Annotated in this window: 14 protein-coding genes; 6 read left to right on the top strand and 8 right to left on the bottom strand. The window is 61.3% G+C overall.

What is annotated here, in order from left to right; all coding sequences use genetic code 11:
• Entirely contained in the window at window positions 1–948 is a 948-nt protein-coding gene (locus K0H48_RS18240) for a D-isomer specific 2-hydroxyacid dehydrogenase family protein (RefSeq protein ID WP_219268558.1), read from the top strand.
• Window positions 949–1087: 139 nt separating this feature from the next.
• Here the strand turns inward: K0H48_RS18240 and K0H48_RS18235 are convergent, their stop codons facing one another.
• A complete protein-coding gene (locus K0H48_RS18235) occupies window positions 1088–1969 on the bottom strand; it encodes a LysR family transcriptional regulator (protein ID WP_219268557.1) in 882 nt (293 codons plus the stop codon).
• A 480-nt stretch (window positions 1970–2449) separates the two neighbouring features.
• Window positions 2450–4288: an amidohydrolase gene (locus tag K0H48_RS18230; RefSeq protein ID WP_219268556.1), complete on the bottom strand. Its 1839-nt coding sequence runs from the start codon at window positions 4286–4288 to the stop codon at window positions 2450–2452.
• A 135-nt stretch (window positions 4289–4423) separates the two neighbouring features.
• Here K0H48_RS18230 and K0H48_RS18225 point away from each other — a divergent pair, with 135 nt between their 5' ends.
• The 3 genes from K0H48_RS18225 (at window position 4424) to K0H48_RS30970 (ending at window position 6106) form a co-directional block, all read left to right on the top strand.
• A complete protein-coding gene (locus K0H48_RS18225; RefSeq protein ID WP_138453781.1) occupies window positions 4424–4846 on the top strand; it encodes a helix-turn-helix domain-containing protein in 423 nt (140 codons plus the stop codon).
• 83 nt (window positions 4847–4929) lie between these two features.
• A complete protein-coding gene (locus K0H48_RS18220; RefSeq protein WP_219268555.1) occupies window positions 4930–5652 on the top strand; it encodes a pirin family protein in 723 nt (240 codons plus the stop codon).
• A 145-nt stretch (window positions 5653–5797) separates the two neighbouring features.
• Complete coding sequence (locus K0H48_RS30970; protein ID WP_307877375.1) at window positions 5798–6106, top strand: hypothetical protein; 309 nt, start codon at window positions 5798–5800, stop codon at window positions 6104–6106.
• A gap of 275 nt (window positions 6107–6381) precedes the next feature.
• On the opposite strand, the gene K0H48_RS18210 is transcribed toward K0H48_RS30970, so the two are convergent.
• Window positions 6382–7380, bottom strand: a complete 999-nt coding sequence (locus tag K0H48_RS18210) for a quinone oxidoreductase (RefSeq protein WP_219268553.1) — start codon at window positions 7378–7380, stop codon at window positions 6382–6384.
• Window positions 7381–7482: 102 nt separating this feature from the next.
• On the opposite strand from K0H48_RS18210, the gene K0H48_RS18205 reads away from it, so the two are divergent.
• Window positions 7483–8346 carry a LysR family transcriptional regulator gene (locus K0H48_RS18205; RefSeq protein WP_219268552.1) on the top strand — a complete coding sequence of 288 codons (864 nt, stop codon included), beginning with the start codon at window positions 7483–7485 and terminating at the stop codon, window positions 8344–8346.
• A 1-nt stretch (window position 8347) separates the two neighbouring features.
• Here the strand turns inward: K0H48_RS18205 and K0H48_RS18200 are convergent, their stop codons facing one another.
• Window positions 8348–9304, bottom strand: a complete 957-nt coding sequence (locus K0H48_RS18200) for a GlxA family transcriptional regulator (protein WP_219268551.1) — start codon at window positions 9302–9304, stop codon at window positions 8348–8350.
• Window positions 9305–9410: 106 nt separating this feature from the next.
• On the opposite strand from K0H48_RS18200, the gene K0H48_RS18195 reads away from it, so the two are divergent.
• Window positions 9411–9953 carry an acyl-CoA thioesterase gene (locus K0H48_RS18195; protein ID WP_219268550.1) on the top strand — a complete coding sequence of 181 codons (543 nt, stop codon included), beginning with the start codon at window positions 9411–9413 and terminating at the stop codon, window positions 9951–9953.
• 6 nt (window positions 9954–9959) lie between these two features.
• Here K0H48_RS18195 and K0H48_RS18190 read toward each other — a convergent pair whose 3' ends face one another.
• The 4 genes from K0H48_RS18190 to K0H48_RS18175 all read right to left on the bottom strand — a co-directional run bounded on the left by K0H48_RS18190 (window position 9960) and on the right by K0H48_RS18175 (window position 14279).
• Entirely contained in the window at window positions 9960–11312 is a 1353-nt protein-coding gene (locus K0H48_RS18190) for a Fic family protein (RefSeq protein ID WP_219268549.1), read from the bottom strand.
• 150 nt (window positions 11313–11462) lie between these two features.
• Window positions 11463–12251 carry an ABC transporter ATP-binding protein gene (locus K0H48_RS18185; protein WP_219268548.1) on the bottom strand — a complete coding sequence of 263 codons (789 nt, stop codon included), beginning with the start codon at window positions 12249–12251 and terminating at the stop codon, window positions 11463–11465.
• On the bottom strand, window positions 12245–13234 hold the full coding sequence (locus K0H48_RS18180) for an ABC transporter permease (RefSeq protein WP_219268547.1): 990 nt from the start codon (window positions 13232–13234) through the stop codon (window positions 12245–12247). Before K0H48_RS18180 ends, K0H48_RS18185 begins: the two co-directional genes overlap by 7 nt.
• On the bottom strand, window positions 13221–14279 hold the full coding sequence (locus K0H48_RS18175) for an ABC transporter substrate-binding protein (protein WP_219268546.1): 1059 nt from the start codon (window positions 14277–14279) through the stop codon (window positions 13221–13223). Before K0H48_RS18175 ends, K0H48_RS18180 begins: the two co-directional genes overlap by 14 nt.
• Window positions 14280–14389 lie beyond the last annotated feature (110 nt).

The raw sequence follows: 14389 nt of genomic DNA, 5'->3' as shown, positions 1-14389 counted from the left end.
ATGAGTCAGGTGATTATCGCCAGCCAGCTGGACGAAGATTACAACCAGGTATTGCGCCAACGCCTTGCCTCGATCCACCCCCAGGCCCAGGTCATTGGCGTGCCGGCCGGTGTGCCCAGCGACCTGCCGCCCCAGGCCAATATCCTGCTGCTGCGCCCTATCAATGTGCGCGGCTACACCGCGCCCGATACTCCGCCGCCAGGCTGGCCGTATGGCGCGCAGTGGGTGCATCTGGTGTCGTCGGGCATCGACTTCTACCCACAATGGCTGTTCAACGGCCCGCCGGTGACCACTTCACGGGGCAGCGCGGCCGATAACCTTGCCGAGTTCGCCCTGGCGGCGATCTTTGCGGCGGCCAAGCATTTGCCGGATATTTGGGTGAAGGATGCCCAGTGGAATTTCACCGCGTTGCGCCCGCTCAAGGGCACCACATTGGGCATTCTGGGCTTTGGTGCGATCGGCAAAAGCCTGGCGCAAAAAGCCCTGGCCCTGGGGATCAACGTGGTTGCGCTGCGCCAGAGCCAGGCGCCCTTTGAGGTGGAACATGTTGAGGCCGCCAAGGATATTCACGACCTGTTCGCCCGCGCCGACCACCTGGTGCTGGCGGCGCCGCTCACCGAGGCCACGCGGCATATTGTCGACCGGGATGTGCTCGGCAGCGCCAAGCCGGGATTGCACCTGATCAATATCGCGCGCGGTGGCTTGCTGGATCAGGAAGCGCTGCTGGAAGCCTTGGATAACGGTCAGGTCGGCCTGGCCTCGCTGGATGTGACCGAACCTGAGCCACTGCCGCCAGGGCACCCGCTGTACAGCCATGCACGGGTGCGGTTGTCGCCGCACACCTCGGCGATTTCGACCAACAGCCAGCAGGAGATTGCCGATACGTTCCTGGCGAATCTGCAGCGGTATGTGCAGGGTTCGACGTTGGCCAATCTTGTCGACCCTTGAATGTGTGTGGGAGCTGGCTTGTGTGGGAGCTGGCTTGCCTGCGATGCAGTCACCTCGGTGTGTCAGTCACACCAAGGTGATGCTATCGCAGGCAAGCCAGCTCCCACATAAGCCAGTCTTCACAATAGATGCGTGTGGGTCAGCAACCGCTAGCCAGGCGCTCGCGCAAAAACTCCACCAGCGCCTGCACTGGCCGCGAACTTTGCCGGTGCTGCGGGTACACCGCCGACAAGGTCAGGGCTTCGGGGGCGAAGTCTTCCAGCAGGGTTACCAAGCGCCCGTCTTTCAGCGCCTCGGCAACGATAAAGGTCGGCAGGTAGGTGACGCCTAATCCGGCGATCGCAGTGTCGCGCAGCAATTCGCCATTGTTCACGCGCATGCGCCCACTGACGTTGAGCGCCTGCAACTTGCCTTTGAAACGCCATTGCACCTGACGGCCATGGCCATAGGGCAAGCAGTCGTGGTCGGCCAGGTCTTCGGGCTTGAGCGGCGTGCCGCGCAAGGCCAGGTAGTCGGGGCTGGCGCAATACACCCGCTGCACGCTGGCGATGCGCCGGGCAATCAGGGTCGAGTCTTCCAGCGTGCCGATGCGCAAGACCAGGTCGTAGCCCTCGCCGATCAGGTCCACCGGACGATCACTCAAGTCGACTTCCACCGACACCTGCGGGTGACGTTGCAGGAACTGCGGCAGCAGGCAGCCCAGATGGGCCATGGCAAACGACAACGGCGCGCTGAGCCGGATCGTACCCCGTGGTTCGCTGTTCTGGCCGGCGATGCCCTGCTCCACTTGCTCGACTTCAGCGAGCAGGCGCAAGGCCGACTCGTAATAACTCTGGCCCAGTGGCGTAACGTCCAATCGACGCGTGGAGCGGTTGAGCAGGCGCACGCCCAAGCGGTCTTCCAGCTGGATCAGGCGGCGGCTGACGAATTGTTTGGACAAGCCCAGTTGCTCGGCGGCGGCGGTGAAGCTGCCGGACTCCATGACCTGGCAAAACAGGCGCATGTCTTCGAAGGGGTTCATTGTCGCTTCTCGGTGGACATTTGGCTGGTTTATAGCCTGGCAGTCGCCAAACCGCAAAGCAAATGCCGGTGAGAGGGATGAGATCTGGGGGGGTTGCAGGAGCGCTGGGTGCGTATCCGTTGCTGCGGTAACGGCCACATAGGGTTCCACCCTTACGGCGGCTCACTTTTGGAAAGACCCAAAAGCTAGCAAAGGGCCTTCGCCCCAACAGCAACAGCAGAGCCATACTCGGTCAAAGGTGGGAGCTCTTCAGTGCATGAAAATCCGCAGCCGACCTCATATTCAAAACTGCATGTGGTCAACTGTGGGAGCGGGCTTGCTCGCGAATGCGGTGGATCAGTCAATTCATCTGTCACTGATACACCGCATTCGCGAGCAAGCCCGCTCCCACATTTAGACCGCGTTGCATCAGGTAGACAGGCTTTTGCCTTGCACTTGATCTGGCTTTTGCTTCAACCACTCACACACCAACATAAGCAATCAAAAGGCAAAACACGAACACCCAAACGCCCCCCAAAACCCCTGAAAGTCGCTGACTGGAACGCTCGAAAGCCGCGCCTTCTCATGCCCATGGGCATGCACACCACAAGGCCCACTGCATTGATGCACCTGCGCCTGTAACGGCGAACTCGGCCGCCAATGCCCCGGCACCTTGACCACCGGCGACCAGTCCGGCAACACCGGCACCTGCGGCGGCGCGAAATCTTCAAAGTCGCCAGCGCCATACACCACCTTGCCGCCCACCACCGTCAACACCGACTCAATCCACTTGATCGCCTCTTCATCAACACTGAAAAAGTCCGCCGACAACGCCGCCACATCCGCCAGTTGCCCAACCTTGATCTGGCCCTTCTTGCCCTGCTCCGACGAGAACCAAGCGCTGCCGTGGGTAAACAGTTCCAGCGCAGTGAGACGCGGCAACCCTTCGGCATGCAGTTCCAACCCTCCCACCGTGCGCCCACTGACCATCCAGTACAGCGAGGTCCACGGGTTGTAGCTCGATACCCGCGTCGCGTCCGTGCCCGCCCCCACCGGCACGCCTTCGGCCAGCATGCGCTTGATCGGCGGCGTGGCCTCGGCTGCCTTGGCGCCGTAACGCTCGACAAAATACTCACCCTGGAACGCCATGCGATCCTGAATCGCAATACCTCCGCCCAAGGCACGTACACGCTCGATATTGTGTGGCGTAATGGTTTCGGCGTGGTCGAAGAACCACGGCAGACCGTTGAATGGAATGTCGCGATTGACCTTCTCGAACACATCGAGCATGCGCGAAATGGATTCGTCGTACGTGGCGTGCAGCCGGAACGGCCAGCGCTGCTCAACCAAATGGCGCACCACCGGTTCCAGTTCCTGCTCCATGGTCAACGGCAGGTCGGGGCGTGGCTCAAGGAAGTCTTCGAAATCCGCCGCCGAAAACACCAGCATCTCACCGGCGCCGTTGTGACGCAGGTAATCATCGCCCTGATGCAGCGTGACGCTGCCGGTCCAGTGTTTGAAGTCGCTGAGTTCTTCCTTGGGCTTCTGGGTGAACAGGTTGTAGGCGATGCGCACCGTCAGCTGTTGGTCCTTGGCCAGTTGCTCGATCACCGCATAATCATCGGGATAATTCTGGAAACCACCGCCGGCATCAATGGCACTGGTAAGGCCCAGGCGATTGAGTTCACGCATAAACTGACGCGTCGAGTTGACCTGATATTCCAGCGGCAATTTCGGCCCTTTGGCCAAGGTTGCATAAAGGATCATCGCGTTGGGCCGCGCCACCAGCATGCCGGTGGGGTTGCCATGGCTGTCACGCACGATCTCGCCACCGGGCGGGTTCGGTGTCTCCTTGGTGTAGCCGGCCACCCGCAGGGCGGCGCGGTTGAGCAAGGCGCGGTCATACAGGTGCAGCACGAATACCGGCGTGTCCGGCGCGGCCTGGTTGAGTTCGTCCAAGGTCGGCATACGTTTTTCAGCGAACTGGAATTCGTTCCAGCCACCCACCACGCGCACCCATTGCGGCGTCGGGGTGCGGTCCGCCTGGTCCTTGAGCATGCGCAACGCATCGGCCAGGGACGGCACACCTTCCCAGCGCAATTCGAGGTTGTAATTCAGCCCGCCACGAATCAGGTGCAGGTGCGAGTCGTTAAGGCCTGGGATCACGGTGCGGCCCTTGAGGTCGATGACCTGGGTACCGCTGCCGCGCAGGGCCATGGCCTCGCCGTCGGTGCCGACCGCTACAAAGCGACCCTTGTGGATGGCGACGGCAGTGGCATGCGGGTTTTCACGGTCGACCGTGTGGAACTGGCCGTTGAACAGAATCAGATCGGCGTTCATAGGGTTTCCTTGACAGAGGCCGCCTGGCGGCAAGAGCGTTGGGCCCAGTGTGCGACGACGCTGTAGCGAAAAATTGCACGTATGTGCTCTACACTGGGTTTTCACTCTCCGTCACGCTGTCCACGGGTATTGATCATGGCTCAACCAGGCGCAACGTTGTGCTCCGAGCGGGAACAGAAGGTCAAGCAGCTGATCCTCGCCAACCTGGCAGAGCCGCTGGAGGTGACTGAACTGGCCCGCGCCTGCGAACTGTCGCGCAGTCATTTTTCCCGCGCCTTCAAACGCACCACGGGCGTGGCGCCGCAGGAATGGATTCGCCAGCAACGTATCCAGCAGGCCAAGCTGCTGATCACCGGCTCTGCTCTGAGCCTGACGCAGATCAGCCAGGAATGCGGGTTCTGCGACCAGGCGCACTTCTGTCACCAGTTCAGCCGCAGTGAAGGGCTGAACCCGTTGGCCTGGCGCAAACGCCAACTGAGCTATCGCCATCGCCTACGGGCGGCGCAGCTGGCAATCGTCAACTGCAAAGAGACAGTCATTCAGATTGCAGCGTCTTAATCAACTCCCCGCTAAACAGTAAGCTTCTCCTCACACCGAAGCCCTGCACCTTGCAGCCCGGCTTCCCTTGAGGAGAACACCCCATGCTGACCCTTCGCAAAGCCTCAGAACGCGGCGCCGCCAATCACGGTTGGTTGAAGTCGTTCCACACCTTCTCGTTTGCCAACTACTGGGATGCCAAGGAGCAGGGTTTTTCCGACCTTCTGGTGATCAACGATGACCGCGTCGCCGCCGGTAAAGGCTTCGGCCAGCACCCGCACCGCGACATGGAGATTTTCTCCTATGTGCTCGAAGGCGCCCTGGAACACAAGGACACCCTGGGCACCGGCTCGGTGATTCGCCCTGGCGACGTGCAACTGATGAGCGCCGGCAGCGGCGTGGCCCACAGCGAGTTCAACCACAGCCAGAGCCATGGCGTGCACTTCCTGCAAATCTGGATCGTGCCGAATGTGGTCGGCGCCGAGCCGCGCTATCAGCAGGAGCACTTCAGCGCGGCGCAAAAACGTGGGCGCTTGCAACTGATCATCTCGCCGGAAGGCACGGATGGCTCGCTGAACGTTCGCCAGGATGCACGGGTGTATGCCGGGCTGTTCAACGGCGACGAAGCCGCCACCCTGGACGTGCCGGTGGACCGCCATGTGTACGTGCATGTGGCCCGCGGCAGCGTTGAACTCAATGGCCAACGCTTGCAGGAAGGCGACGGCGCACGGCTGCGCAATGAACGCCAGATCCGTCTGAGCCATGGCGAAGACGCCGAGGTGCTGGTGTTTGACCTGCGCCCTCAGGAACTGCCGCAGATGCCTTGAGCGCTTGCACGATGGCCCGCCAAAACGGGCCATCGCTGGCGTCGATAGTCACCATCAGCGCAATGAAGTTCTCTTAAAAAATCCAACGCGTACCATCAAACCCATACCCGGCAACACCCAACTACAACTCTCGGAGCACACCATCATGAAACGCCAACTCTTGCTTAGCCTCGCTTTCTCGGTACTGGCTGCCAACGCTTTTGCCCAACCAGTTGTCGCTGAAGGCGGCGCGGATCGCCTGCAAGGCAGCCACGTAGCCGAAAACGGTTCTGACCGTCTGCAGGAACGCCGTATAGCCGAAGGCGGTGCTGATCGTTTGCAGGAACGCGGCCTGGCCGAAGGCGGTGCGGATCGCCTGCAAGAACGTGGCCTGGCTGAAGGTGGTGCGGATCGTCTGCAGGAACGTGGCCTGGCTGAAGGTGGTGCGGATCGTCTGCAGAGCAATCACGTATAACCCTCGCTGTTGGTGAGGTACCCCAAACCGGCCTGATCAGCCGGTTTTTTTTCGCCTGCGATCTGGCCATGTACCCACCCGACTTCTGGTTAATGGGCTGTTGTGGCGAGCAGGCTTGCCCTGCGTTGGGGCGCGCAGCGGCCCTGAAACCTGAACACGCGGTTTAACCGAAAAATCGCATTAGCCGCACTGGGGCCGCTTCGCAGCCCAACGCAGGGCAAGCCTGCTCGCCACAACAAGCTTGCTCACCACACTAAGCCTGCTCAACACACCAATCAGTGCAGATCACGGTCCACCCACAACACCGCCTTGCCGATCTGCTGGCGCGCCTCGATGCGTGCGTGTACCTGTTGCACCGTCTCCAGGCGGTAATGGCCCTCAATCTCCACGCTTAACGACCCTTCCAGCATCGCCGCGAACACCGCATTGGCACGCCGCTGCACGGTCGCCCCGTCGGCCATATGGTCGGCCAGGCGTGGTCGGGTCAAAAGCAGCGAGCCCGCCTCGCCCAATTCAATCGGGTCCAGGTCGGTCAGTGAGCCCGACACGTTGCCGTAGTTGACGATCAAACCCCGCGTGCGGCAAGCGCGGAAACTCTCGCGCAAGGTGGTTTTGCCGACTGAGTCAAACACCACATCCACCCCGCGGCCATCCGTGGCTTGCAGCACCTGATCGGCAAAGCCGTCATAGGTCCAGGCCTGGTGAGCACCGCGTTGCCGGGCAATCGCGCATTTTTCGGCACTGCTGCCGGTGGTGAACACCGTCGCACCCAACCTCCGCGCCATCTGCACCAGCAACTGGCCGATGCTGCCGGACGCCGCGTGAATCAGGCAGCTGCTGCCCGCCTGCAAGCGCGCCACATCCTCAATCAGATAGTGCGCGGTGCAACCCTGAAACATCGCGGCTGCGGCCTGATCAAAGCCGATGGCAGTCGGAATCTGCGCGACTTTGTCGGCGGGCACGTTGGCGTATTCGGCATAAGCGCCCCAGGCAATGCACCAGGCCACGCGGTCGCCCACCGCCAGATGGCTCACGCCGGGGCCGACCTCAACCACCACGCCGGCGCCTTCCATACCCAAGGTGCAGGGCAAGTGCACCGGGTAGGTCACCGACGCGGCGTATTTGCCCTGGCGCGTATGAATATCCATGAAATTAATCCCGGCGCAGGCCACCTTGACCAGCACATGCCCGGCCGTGACTTGGGGTTTGGCCACATCATGGCGCAGTTGGGCGACGTCGGGGCCGCCGTAGGCTTGCAGGGTGATGGCTTTCATCAGGGAACAACTCCGTTTGCACTGGGAAGCGGCCATGGTAAAAGGGTTTATTCGGTTGGAATATTCCCCAATCTTTCCCAGCCTCCGTGCGGAAATAACCCGATGTTCGATTGGCAGGACCTTTACTACTTCACCGTGCTGGCGCGCACCCAGTCACTGTCGGCCGCCGCCCGCGAGTTGCAGGTGGAGCACGCCACCGTCGGGCGCCGGGTCGATGCGCTGGAAAAAGCCCTGGGCGTAAAACTGGTGGACCGCCTGCCCCGCAGCCGCCCGCTCACGGCGCAAGGTTTGGCCTTGGCGCAAGTAGCGGCGGGCATGGGCGATATGGCCACGCAGGTGATGCGCTTGTCGCGCGTGGCCTCCATCGAACTGGCCGGCACAGTGCGCGTCAGCTGCCCGCCTTCCATCGCCAACCATTGCATTGCGCCCCAGCTTGCGCGGTTGCGCAGCCAGTATCCGCAGTTAAACCTGGTACTGATGCCGTCCACCCATTTGGCCGCGCTGGACAAAGGCGAAGCCGACATCGCCTTGCGCACCCTGCGCCCCGACGAAGAAGCCCTGGTGCGGCGCAAGGTCGGCGTGGTGCGCTTCGGCTTGTACGCCGCGCCTGCGCTCGAACACCTGCCGGCAGCCCAATGGACCTTCATCGCCTACGACGCCAGCCGCGACCACCTGCCCCAGCAAGCCTGGCTGCACCAACTGCGCGGCCCACGCCCTATCGTGTTTGCCGCCAGCGAGTTGATCACCCAGCAAATGGCCGCCCGCGCGCAGGTCGGCGCAGTGGTACTGCCCACCTTGGTGGGCGATGCCGACCCGCTGTTGACGCGGTTGCCCACGCCCAGCGATGGCCCGGTGCGTGATATCTGGCTGACGGTGTACCCGGATATGCGCCGCTCACCGTCGGTGAAAGTGGTGATGGAGTTTCTGGTGGAATGTATTGAAGCGCAGGCGCAACTACGTCGCTGATTCAGGCCGTGGCGAGAAATTTCTTGCGATACGCCGCTGGCAACATGCCCACGCGCTGCTGGAACAGGCGGCGAAACGAATTGCTGTCTTCATAACCGACCGCGTAGGTGATGCTTTCGAGGGTCATGCGCGTGGACTCCAGCATCTGCTTGGCCCGCTCCAGGCGCAGGGTTTGCACGTAACCAATGGGCGTATAGCCGGTCGCCTCCTTGAAACGTCGCTTGAAATTGCGCACGCCAAAGCCAAAGCGCAGCGCCACGTCGTCAATCACCAACGCCTGGGCAAAGTGCTGCTCCAGCCAATGCTGCACCCGCAGGATCTCGCCGTCGCCGTGGTTCTTGGGCAGCGACCACAGGGCGTACACCGACTGCTCGGTACGCACGCCGTCGATCAACAGGTATTTGCCACAGGTATGTGCCAGTTCCGGTGAGCCGAAGCGGCGGATAAGGTGCAGCATCAGGTCCATCGCGGCGCTGGCGCCACCGCTGGTGATCACACGGTTTTCTTCACACAGGATCTGCGTGTCCTCCAGGGTCACGTCGGGGTAACGGCGCCGGAACAACTCGGTAAACGCCCAGTGGGTGGTGGCATGCAGGCCTTGCAACAGGCCGGTTTCCGCCAGCAAAAAAGCTGCGGTACACATCGATGCCAGCACCGCGCCCTGGGCATATTGCGCGCGCAGCCACGGGCCGTAGGCATGAAAGGTGGGCAAGGCCTGCTTGAGGGTAAACAGGAAACCGGGAATCAGGATCAGGTCGGTGCGGCGCACCTGCGCCGCCGCGCACGCCACCTGTATCTGCAGCCCGCCCCCGGTAGTGACGGGCTGGCCGTCAAGGGAGACCACCACAACCTCAAAGGGTGGGCTGTCGGCAAACAGATTGGCGGCGCCGAGCATTTCCAGCACCAAGGTGGCGTTGGCGGCGGAGCAATCATCGGCCAGGAGCAAGGTAATGTGCATAAAAAGCCTGTTTGCGTTTTTCGCATGTAATAAGTCATTTGCGCACCTACCTTAGCCGATTCTGCCCCCGTACAGTGCGGCTTCCGATCAACTGCCTGGCACGTGTATGAATCTCTGGTTTCGATTGCTGTTCATGTTGTTCCGTCGGCCCTGGCGCAAGCCCGTGCAGGGTTTGGACACCACGGTGGTGCGCATGCGGGTGTGGCCGCTGGACCTGGATATCAACCGGCATGTCACCAATGGCCGGTATTTCACCCTGGCAGACGTTGCGCGGATGGATTTTGTGCTGCGTACCGGCGCTTTTCGCGTGGCCCTGCGCAATAAGGCGTTGCCGATTGTGGGCGACACCTGGGGCAAGTTCCGCCGCGAGCTGAAGCTCTTTGAAGTGTTCGAGGTACACACGCGCATGCTCGGCTGGGACCACAAATGGAGCCTGATGGAGCACCGCTTTATCAGCCGGGGCCGAGTGGTGGGCGTGGTGGTGATGCGCGGCCTGTTCCGCAGTGCCAAAGGCACCTTGCCCCCGGCCGACTTCGTGCGCGAACTCGGCTTGGCCGAAGCGTCACCGCCCATGCCTCAGTGGCTGAGCGACTGGGCAAACAGTTGTGATGAGATGAGCGTGCAGTTGCGGGCGGAGGAGCAGGTTTGAGCGCACCTAGGCCTTGGATGCGAGTTTCTTCAGGTTGGCTTCGGCGTCATTCCTGGCCAGGTACAGGAAGCTTTTGTCTTCCTGGACCTTGAACAGCACCTTCATGCCGACCAACTTCTCCAGGTCCTTACGCGCAGTATTTTCCGAAACGTCATAGTCATGGGTGATCTCCTTGGGCGTGAAGGTACGCCCTGGGTGTTGCAGCACCTTTTTCAGAAAATGCCCCTGCCGATAATTGAGTGCATCTTTCAATTCAAGCGTATCCAGCCAGCCCATCAGCGCGGTGGCCTCTTTCCTTTTGGCCTCGAAATGCATCATGAACGCCTGCATCGCCCGCTCGATGACGTGCAATTGATAAATCACGAAATAGGTCAGGTCAAAGGCGTCAGTTTCCGTGTAGACATAGGAGCGCCCATATTGCATTGGCGCCTCTTTAAGCAGCGTGCTGATAGAAATATATTCAAATGGCCAGTAACCACTTTTGAGCATGAACCAATAAAAAAAGGCGCGTGCGGTTCGCCCGTTCCCGTCCCTGAAAGGATGCTCATAGCCCAGCATAAAATGCAGGATGATGGCTTTGACCACCGGGTGGATAAAGTGCCTGCCCTCCTGCCCATCATGCCGCTCATTGGCAAACCGGCAGAGCGCTTCAAGCCTGGCTGGCAGCAGGACTGCCTTGGGCGGCTGATGCACAATGTCATTGCCCGCACCGCCGACAAAAACATCGTCTTCGTCCCTGATGGCTCCCGGATGAACATGCGCTTCATCAATGCCCGCCGTGGCAATGCCATGAAACTCGCAGATCAACCCGAGCGACAGGCTTTCGTCCTTGTTGTATTTGGCATGCTTCATCAGCTGATAGTTATTCAGGATCATCCGCTCATCATCATCTTGAGGCGGGCGTTCCTTGGCCAACATGTCCTTGGCGATCTTGCGGGTTGTCGCCGCGCCCTCCAGTTGGGCGCTGGAAATGGCTTCCTCCATCATCAAGGCGTCAACCAGGTAGCGGGTGTTATCCCGGTACTGCGGAGACGACGCCGCCGCCCCGCCCAATCTGGACGTCAGCGACTCTACGGCGTGAACGACCGCGTCACAGAAATCCGTGGCACACACAAAAAATGGGCTGCCGCACTCGCTACGCAGTTCGAGGGTCTTGCTGGCGCAGGCCCGCGACATTTTGATCGCGGCCCAAGCGGCGTCTTTATTGATGCCCGGCGCGGGATATCGACGAAATTCATCCCAGTGCAAGTACCGACCTTTGTCGTCGACCGCTTTGTAAAGGCGCGCCAGCTCGAACACCTCCAAGCCGTATTGCTTTAACAAGTCGGCGAATTCGGTTGGCTTATGGATTCTCGCCATTGCTGAAACTCAATTCTCTAAAATTGAGTTGATCCTTGCGCGTTGGGGTTGGCGGTGTCAAGGACTATGCAGTCAGACTGTGGGGGTGCGGGACGCGGAGCGCCCCAAGCGGCGTTCCCACGCAGAGCGTGGGAACGATCAGACTGACAACTACCAGCTCTCCCCCAACCCCAACAACCCCAGTATCTGTCGGCGCAAATCCACCAGATAGGCATCATCGCGATGCCGAGGATAAGGCCGATCGATGGTCAACTGCGCCTGGATCTTCGCCGGGCGGTCGCTGAACACGATCACGCGGTTGGCCAGCAGCAAGGCCTCTTCCACGTCGTGGGTCACCAGCAGCGCCGTGTAGCCCTGGCGCTGCCACAGATCGATTAGCTCCTTTTGCATGGTGATGCGCGTCAACGAGTCCAGCTTGCCCAAGGGCTCATCCAGGATCAGCAGCCGTGGCTGGTTGACCAGCGCACGGGCCAACGCCACGCGCTGGGCCATACCACCGGAGAGTTGCCGAGGATAGGCGCGCGCAAACGGGCTGAGGCCGACTTTTTCCAGGGCCTGGTCGACCTTGGCCGAATGGGTCTTGAGCAGGCCTTGGGCTTCCAAACCCAGCGCTACGTTGTCCCATACGCGGCGCCACGGGTACAGGGTTGGGTCCTGAAACACCACCACGCGGCTTGGGTCCGGGCCGGTGATGGCTTGCCCGTCGGCGAGCAAACGGCCGGAGTCAGCCGGTTCCAACCCGGCCACCAGGCGCAGCAAGGTGGATTTGCCGCAGCCCGAAGGCCCCAGCAACGCCACGAATTCCCCTGGCGCCACCTCCAGGGAAACCCGCTCCAATACCGGCAAATGCTGGCCGTCCAGTGCAAAGCCATGGCTGAGGTTTTCAATCCGCAGCGCCAGCCCTGCCGAGGGCTGTACTGCCTGTGCCAGCGCTACCATTTCATCGCTCCTTTCTGCCAGGCCAACAAGCGGTCACGCACCAGGAACAAGCCGGTGATCAACCCCGAACACGCCAGCGCCATGATCAACAAGGCCGCGTACATGTTCGCGTAAGCGGCCCAACCCTGGGCCCATTGCAAGTACCAGCCGATGCCGGATTTGACCCCCATCATTTCGGCCACCACCAAGGTCGAAAACGAGGCGCCCAGGCCCATGAACAGGCCGACGAATACATGGGGCAGCGCGGCGGGAATCGCCACTTTGAAAATCAGGAAGCCCGGCCTGGCACCCAAGGTGCGCGCCACGTCGTAATAGGCTTTATCGACACTCGCCACACCGGACCAGGTCAGCACCGTGACCGGAAACCAGGTGGCCAGGGCGATCAGGAAAACACTCGCGCTCCAACTGCTGGGAAACAGGAAAAAACACAGCGGCAGCAACGCCGTCGACGGCACCGGCCCGAGGATGCGCAGCACCGGGTGCAACCAGTAGCCGATGCGTGTGGACCAGCCGATGGAGACGCCCGCGACAAACCCGGTAGCCGCCCCCAGCGCCACGCCCGAACCCAGCAGCAAGGCCGAATGCAGCAGGCTGTCGGCCAGGCGCGCATAGTCTTCGACATACACCGCAAGCAAGGCCTGGGGCGGCGCGAAAAACGGCACCGGCAGCAGCGCCAGCTTGGCCGTGAGCAGCTCCCAGAGACCCAGCAACACGGGTAAGGCAATCAGCCAAGGCCCGGCGTTTTTCAGGCGCTGGCCGAGTCGCGAATAACGCAGGCCCAGCAAGCTCAACAGGATAAACAACGCTGCCACCGCCACGCACACATTGGCCAGCCCTTGGGTCATTGGCCAATGGCGCACGGCATTGGGCCAATAGCTGATCAACAGCGCCGCGGCCACCCAGGCAGCCACCACCGTTGCGCCCTGCCAGCCAGCCTTGAATGCCAGGCTTGGGTTCAGGGTAGTTGCATCAACTGAAGACATCAGCGGTGATCTCCTTGGCAAACTCCACCGGGTCGGTGCCTTTGCTGATCACCTCGACGGTTTTCAGGTCGGTGACATAGGTGGTGATTTCCTGCGTCAATGCCGCGCCGACCGCATGGTGACCGTGGGTGTGGTCGTGCAGAATCGCCTGCACTTCTTCAGTCGTGGTATTCAGCGCATAGGCCTGGAAGCCTTTGGCGACTTCTTCGGGGTGCTGCACGGAATAGTCGTGGGCCTCCAGAATCGCCTGGGTCAGCGCCGCGACCACGCGTTTGTCTTCACGTACCAGCTTGCCGGTGACGCCGACCACGCAGCAGCTGAGGTTGGCGTATTCCTCCACCAGGTTGGTGGACAATTCCCGCGCCACGCCGGACTTGATCAGGCGGTACATGAACGGGTCACTGCCACTCACCGCCTGTACTTCGCCACGCTCCAGCGCGGTGCCCAGCAGGTCGGCCGGGTACAGGCGCCATTCGACGTCGCGCACCGGGTCGACGCCGTGCTTTTTCAGCAGGATCGAGAAGAAGTTACGGTCGGGGCTGGCCATGTCGGTGACGCCGATAGCCTTGCCCTTGAGGTCTTCGAGCTTATTCACGCCACCGTTCGCCGCACTCAGCAAGCGCAAGCAACCGCCGTGGGTGCCGGCCGTGAGCTTGACGTCAAAGCCTTGTTCCAGCGCCTTGAGCCAACGCAGCGCCATGCCGATACCGGCATCTGCCTTGCCGGTGGCGATGGCTTCGAGCAGTACTTCGGTGGAGTTGCCGAAGTTGACCAGCTCCACTTCGAGGTTATGTTTGGTGAAGAAGCCCTGCCCGTGGGCGATCACCACCGGCGCCAGGCACACAGCGTTGAGGTTGACCGCCAGCTTGAGCTTGCGCGGCGCGTCGAGGCGGATGAACTCGCCGGTGCCTGCAGGTTCCGCGGGCGTACCGTGCCCGGCGTGCTCGTCGGCCGCAAAGCCCAGGCTTGGCAGCGCCAGGCTGGCCAGGGAAATACCGGCCATGCCAAGCAAGTGGCGACGGGTCAAGTGATCAAAAGCAGCCATGCGTAATTCCCTTTTTAAATTGATATACCCAATAAAAAAACCACCACGGTCCGAATGTGGGAGCTGGCTTGCCTGCGATTGCGCAGTGTCAGTCAACAACGATGCAAACT

The organism is Pseudomonas sp. Xaverov 259, assembly GCF_019352915.1.
GTDB lineage: Bacteria > Pseudomonadota > Gammaproteobacteria > Pseudomonadales > Pseudomonadaceae > Aquipseudomonas.
The sequence above is the reverse complement of the archived record's forward strand: the minus strand, read 5'-3'. Positions and strand labels throughout refer to the sequence as shown.

Bases quoted from the DNA above. Each gene is read 5' to 3' on its own strand.
- K0H48_RS18225 (WP_138453781.1), top strand. From the start codon at position 4,424: ATGGCTCAACCAGGCGCAACGTTGTGCTCCGAGCGGGAACAGAAGGTC.
- K0H48_RS18190 (WP_219268549.1), bottom strand. From the start codon at position 11,312: ATGGCGAGAATCCATAAGCCAACCGAATTCGCCGACTTGTTAAAGCAA.
- K0H48_RS18195 (WP_219268550.1), top strand. From the start codon at position 9,411: ATGAATCTCTGGTTTCGATTGCTGTTCATGTTGTTCCGTCGGCCCTGG.
- K0H48_RS18220 (WP_219268555.1), top strand. From the start codon at position 4,930: ATGCTGACCCTTCGCAAAGCCTCAGAACGCGGCGCCGCCAATCACGGT.
- K0H48_RS30970 (WP_307877375.1), top strand. From the start codon at position 5,798: ATGAAACGCCAACTCTTGCTTAGCCTCGCTTTCTCGGTACTGGCTGCC.
- K0H48_RS18240 (WP_219268558.1), top strand. From the start codon at position 1: ATGAGTCAGGTGATTATCGCCAGCCAGCTGGACGAAGATTACAACCAG.
- K0H48_RS18210 (WP_219268553.1), bottom strand. From the start codon at position 7,380: ATGAAAGCCATCACCCTGCAAGCCTACGGCGGCCCCGACGTCGCCCAA.
- K0H48_RS18185 (WP_219268548.1), bottom strand. From the start codon at position 12,251: ATGGTAGCGCTGGCACAGGCAGTACAGCCCTCGGCAGGGCTGGCGCTG.
- K0H48_RS18175 (WP_219268546.1), bottom strand. From the start codon at position 14,279: ATGGCTGCTTTTGATCACTTGACCCGTCGCCACTTGCTTGGCATGGCC.
- K0H48_RS18230 (WP_219268556.1), bottom strand. From the start codon at position 4,288: ATGAACGCCGATCTGATTCTGTTCAACGGCCAGTTCCACACGGTCGAC.
- K0H48_RS18235 (WP_219268557.1), bottom strand. From the start codon at position 1,969: ATGAACCCCTTCGAAGACATGCGCCTGTTTTGCCAGGTCATGGAGTCC.
- K0H48_RS18180 (WP_219268547.1), bottom strand. From the start codon at position 13,234: ATGTCTTCAGTTGATGCAACTACCCTGAACCCAAGCCTGGCATTCAAG.
- K0H48_RS18200 (WP_219268551.1), bottom strand. From the start codon at position 9,304: ATGCACATTACCTTGCTCCTGGCCGATGATTGCTCCGCCGCCAACGCC.
- K0H48_RS18205 (WP_219268552.1), top strand. From the start codon at position 7,483: ATGTTCGATTGGCAGGACCTTTACTACTTCACCGTGCTGGCGCGCACC.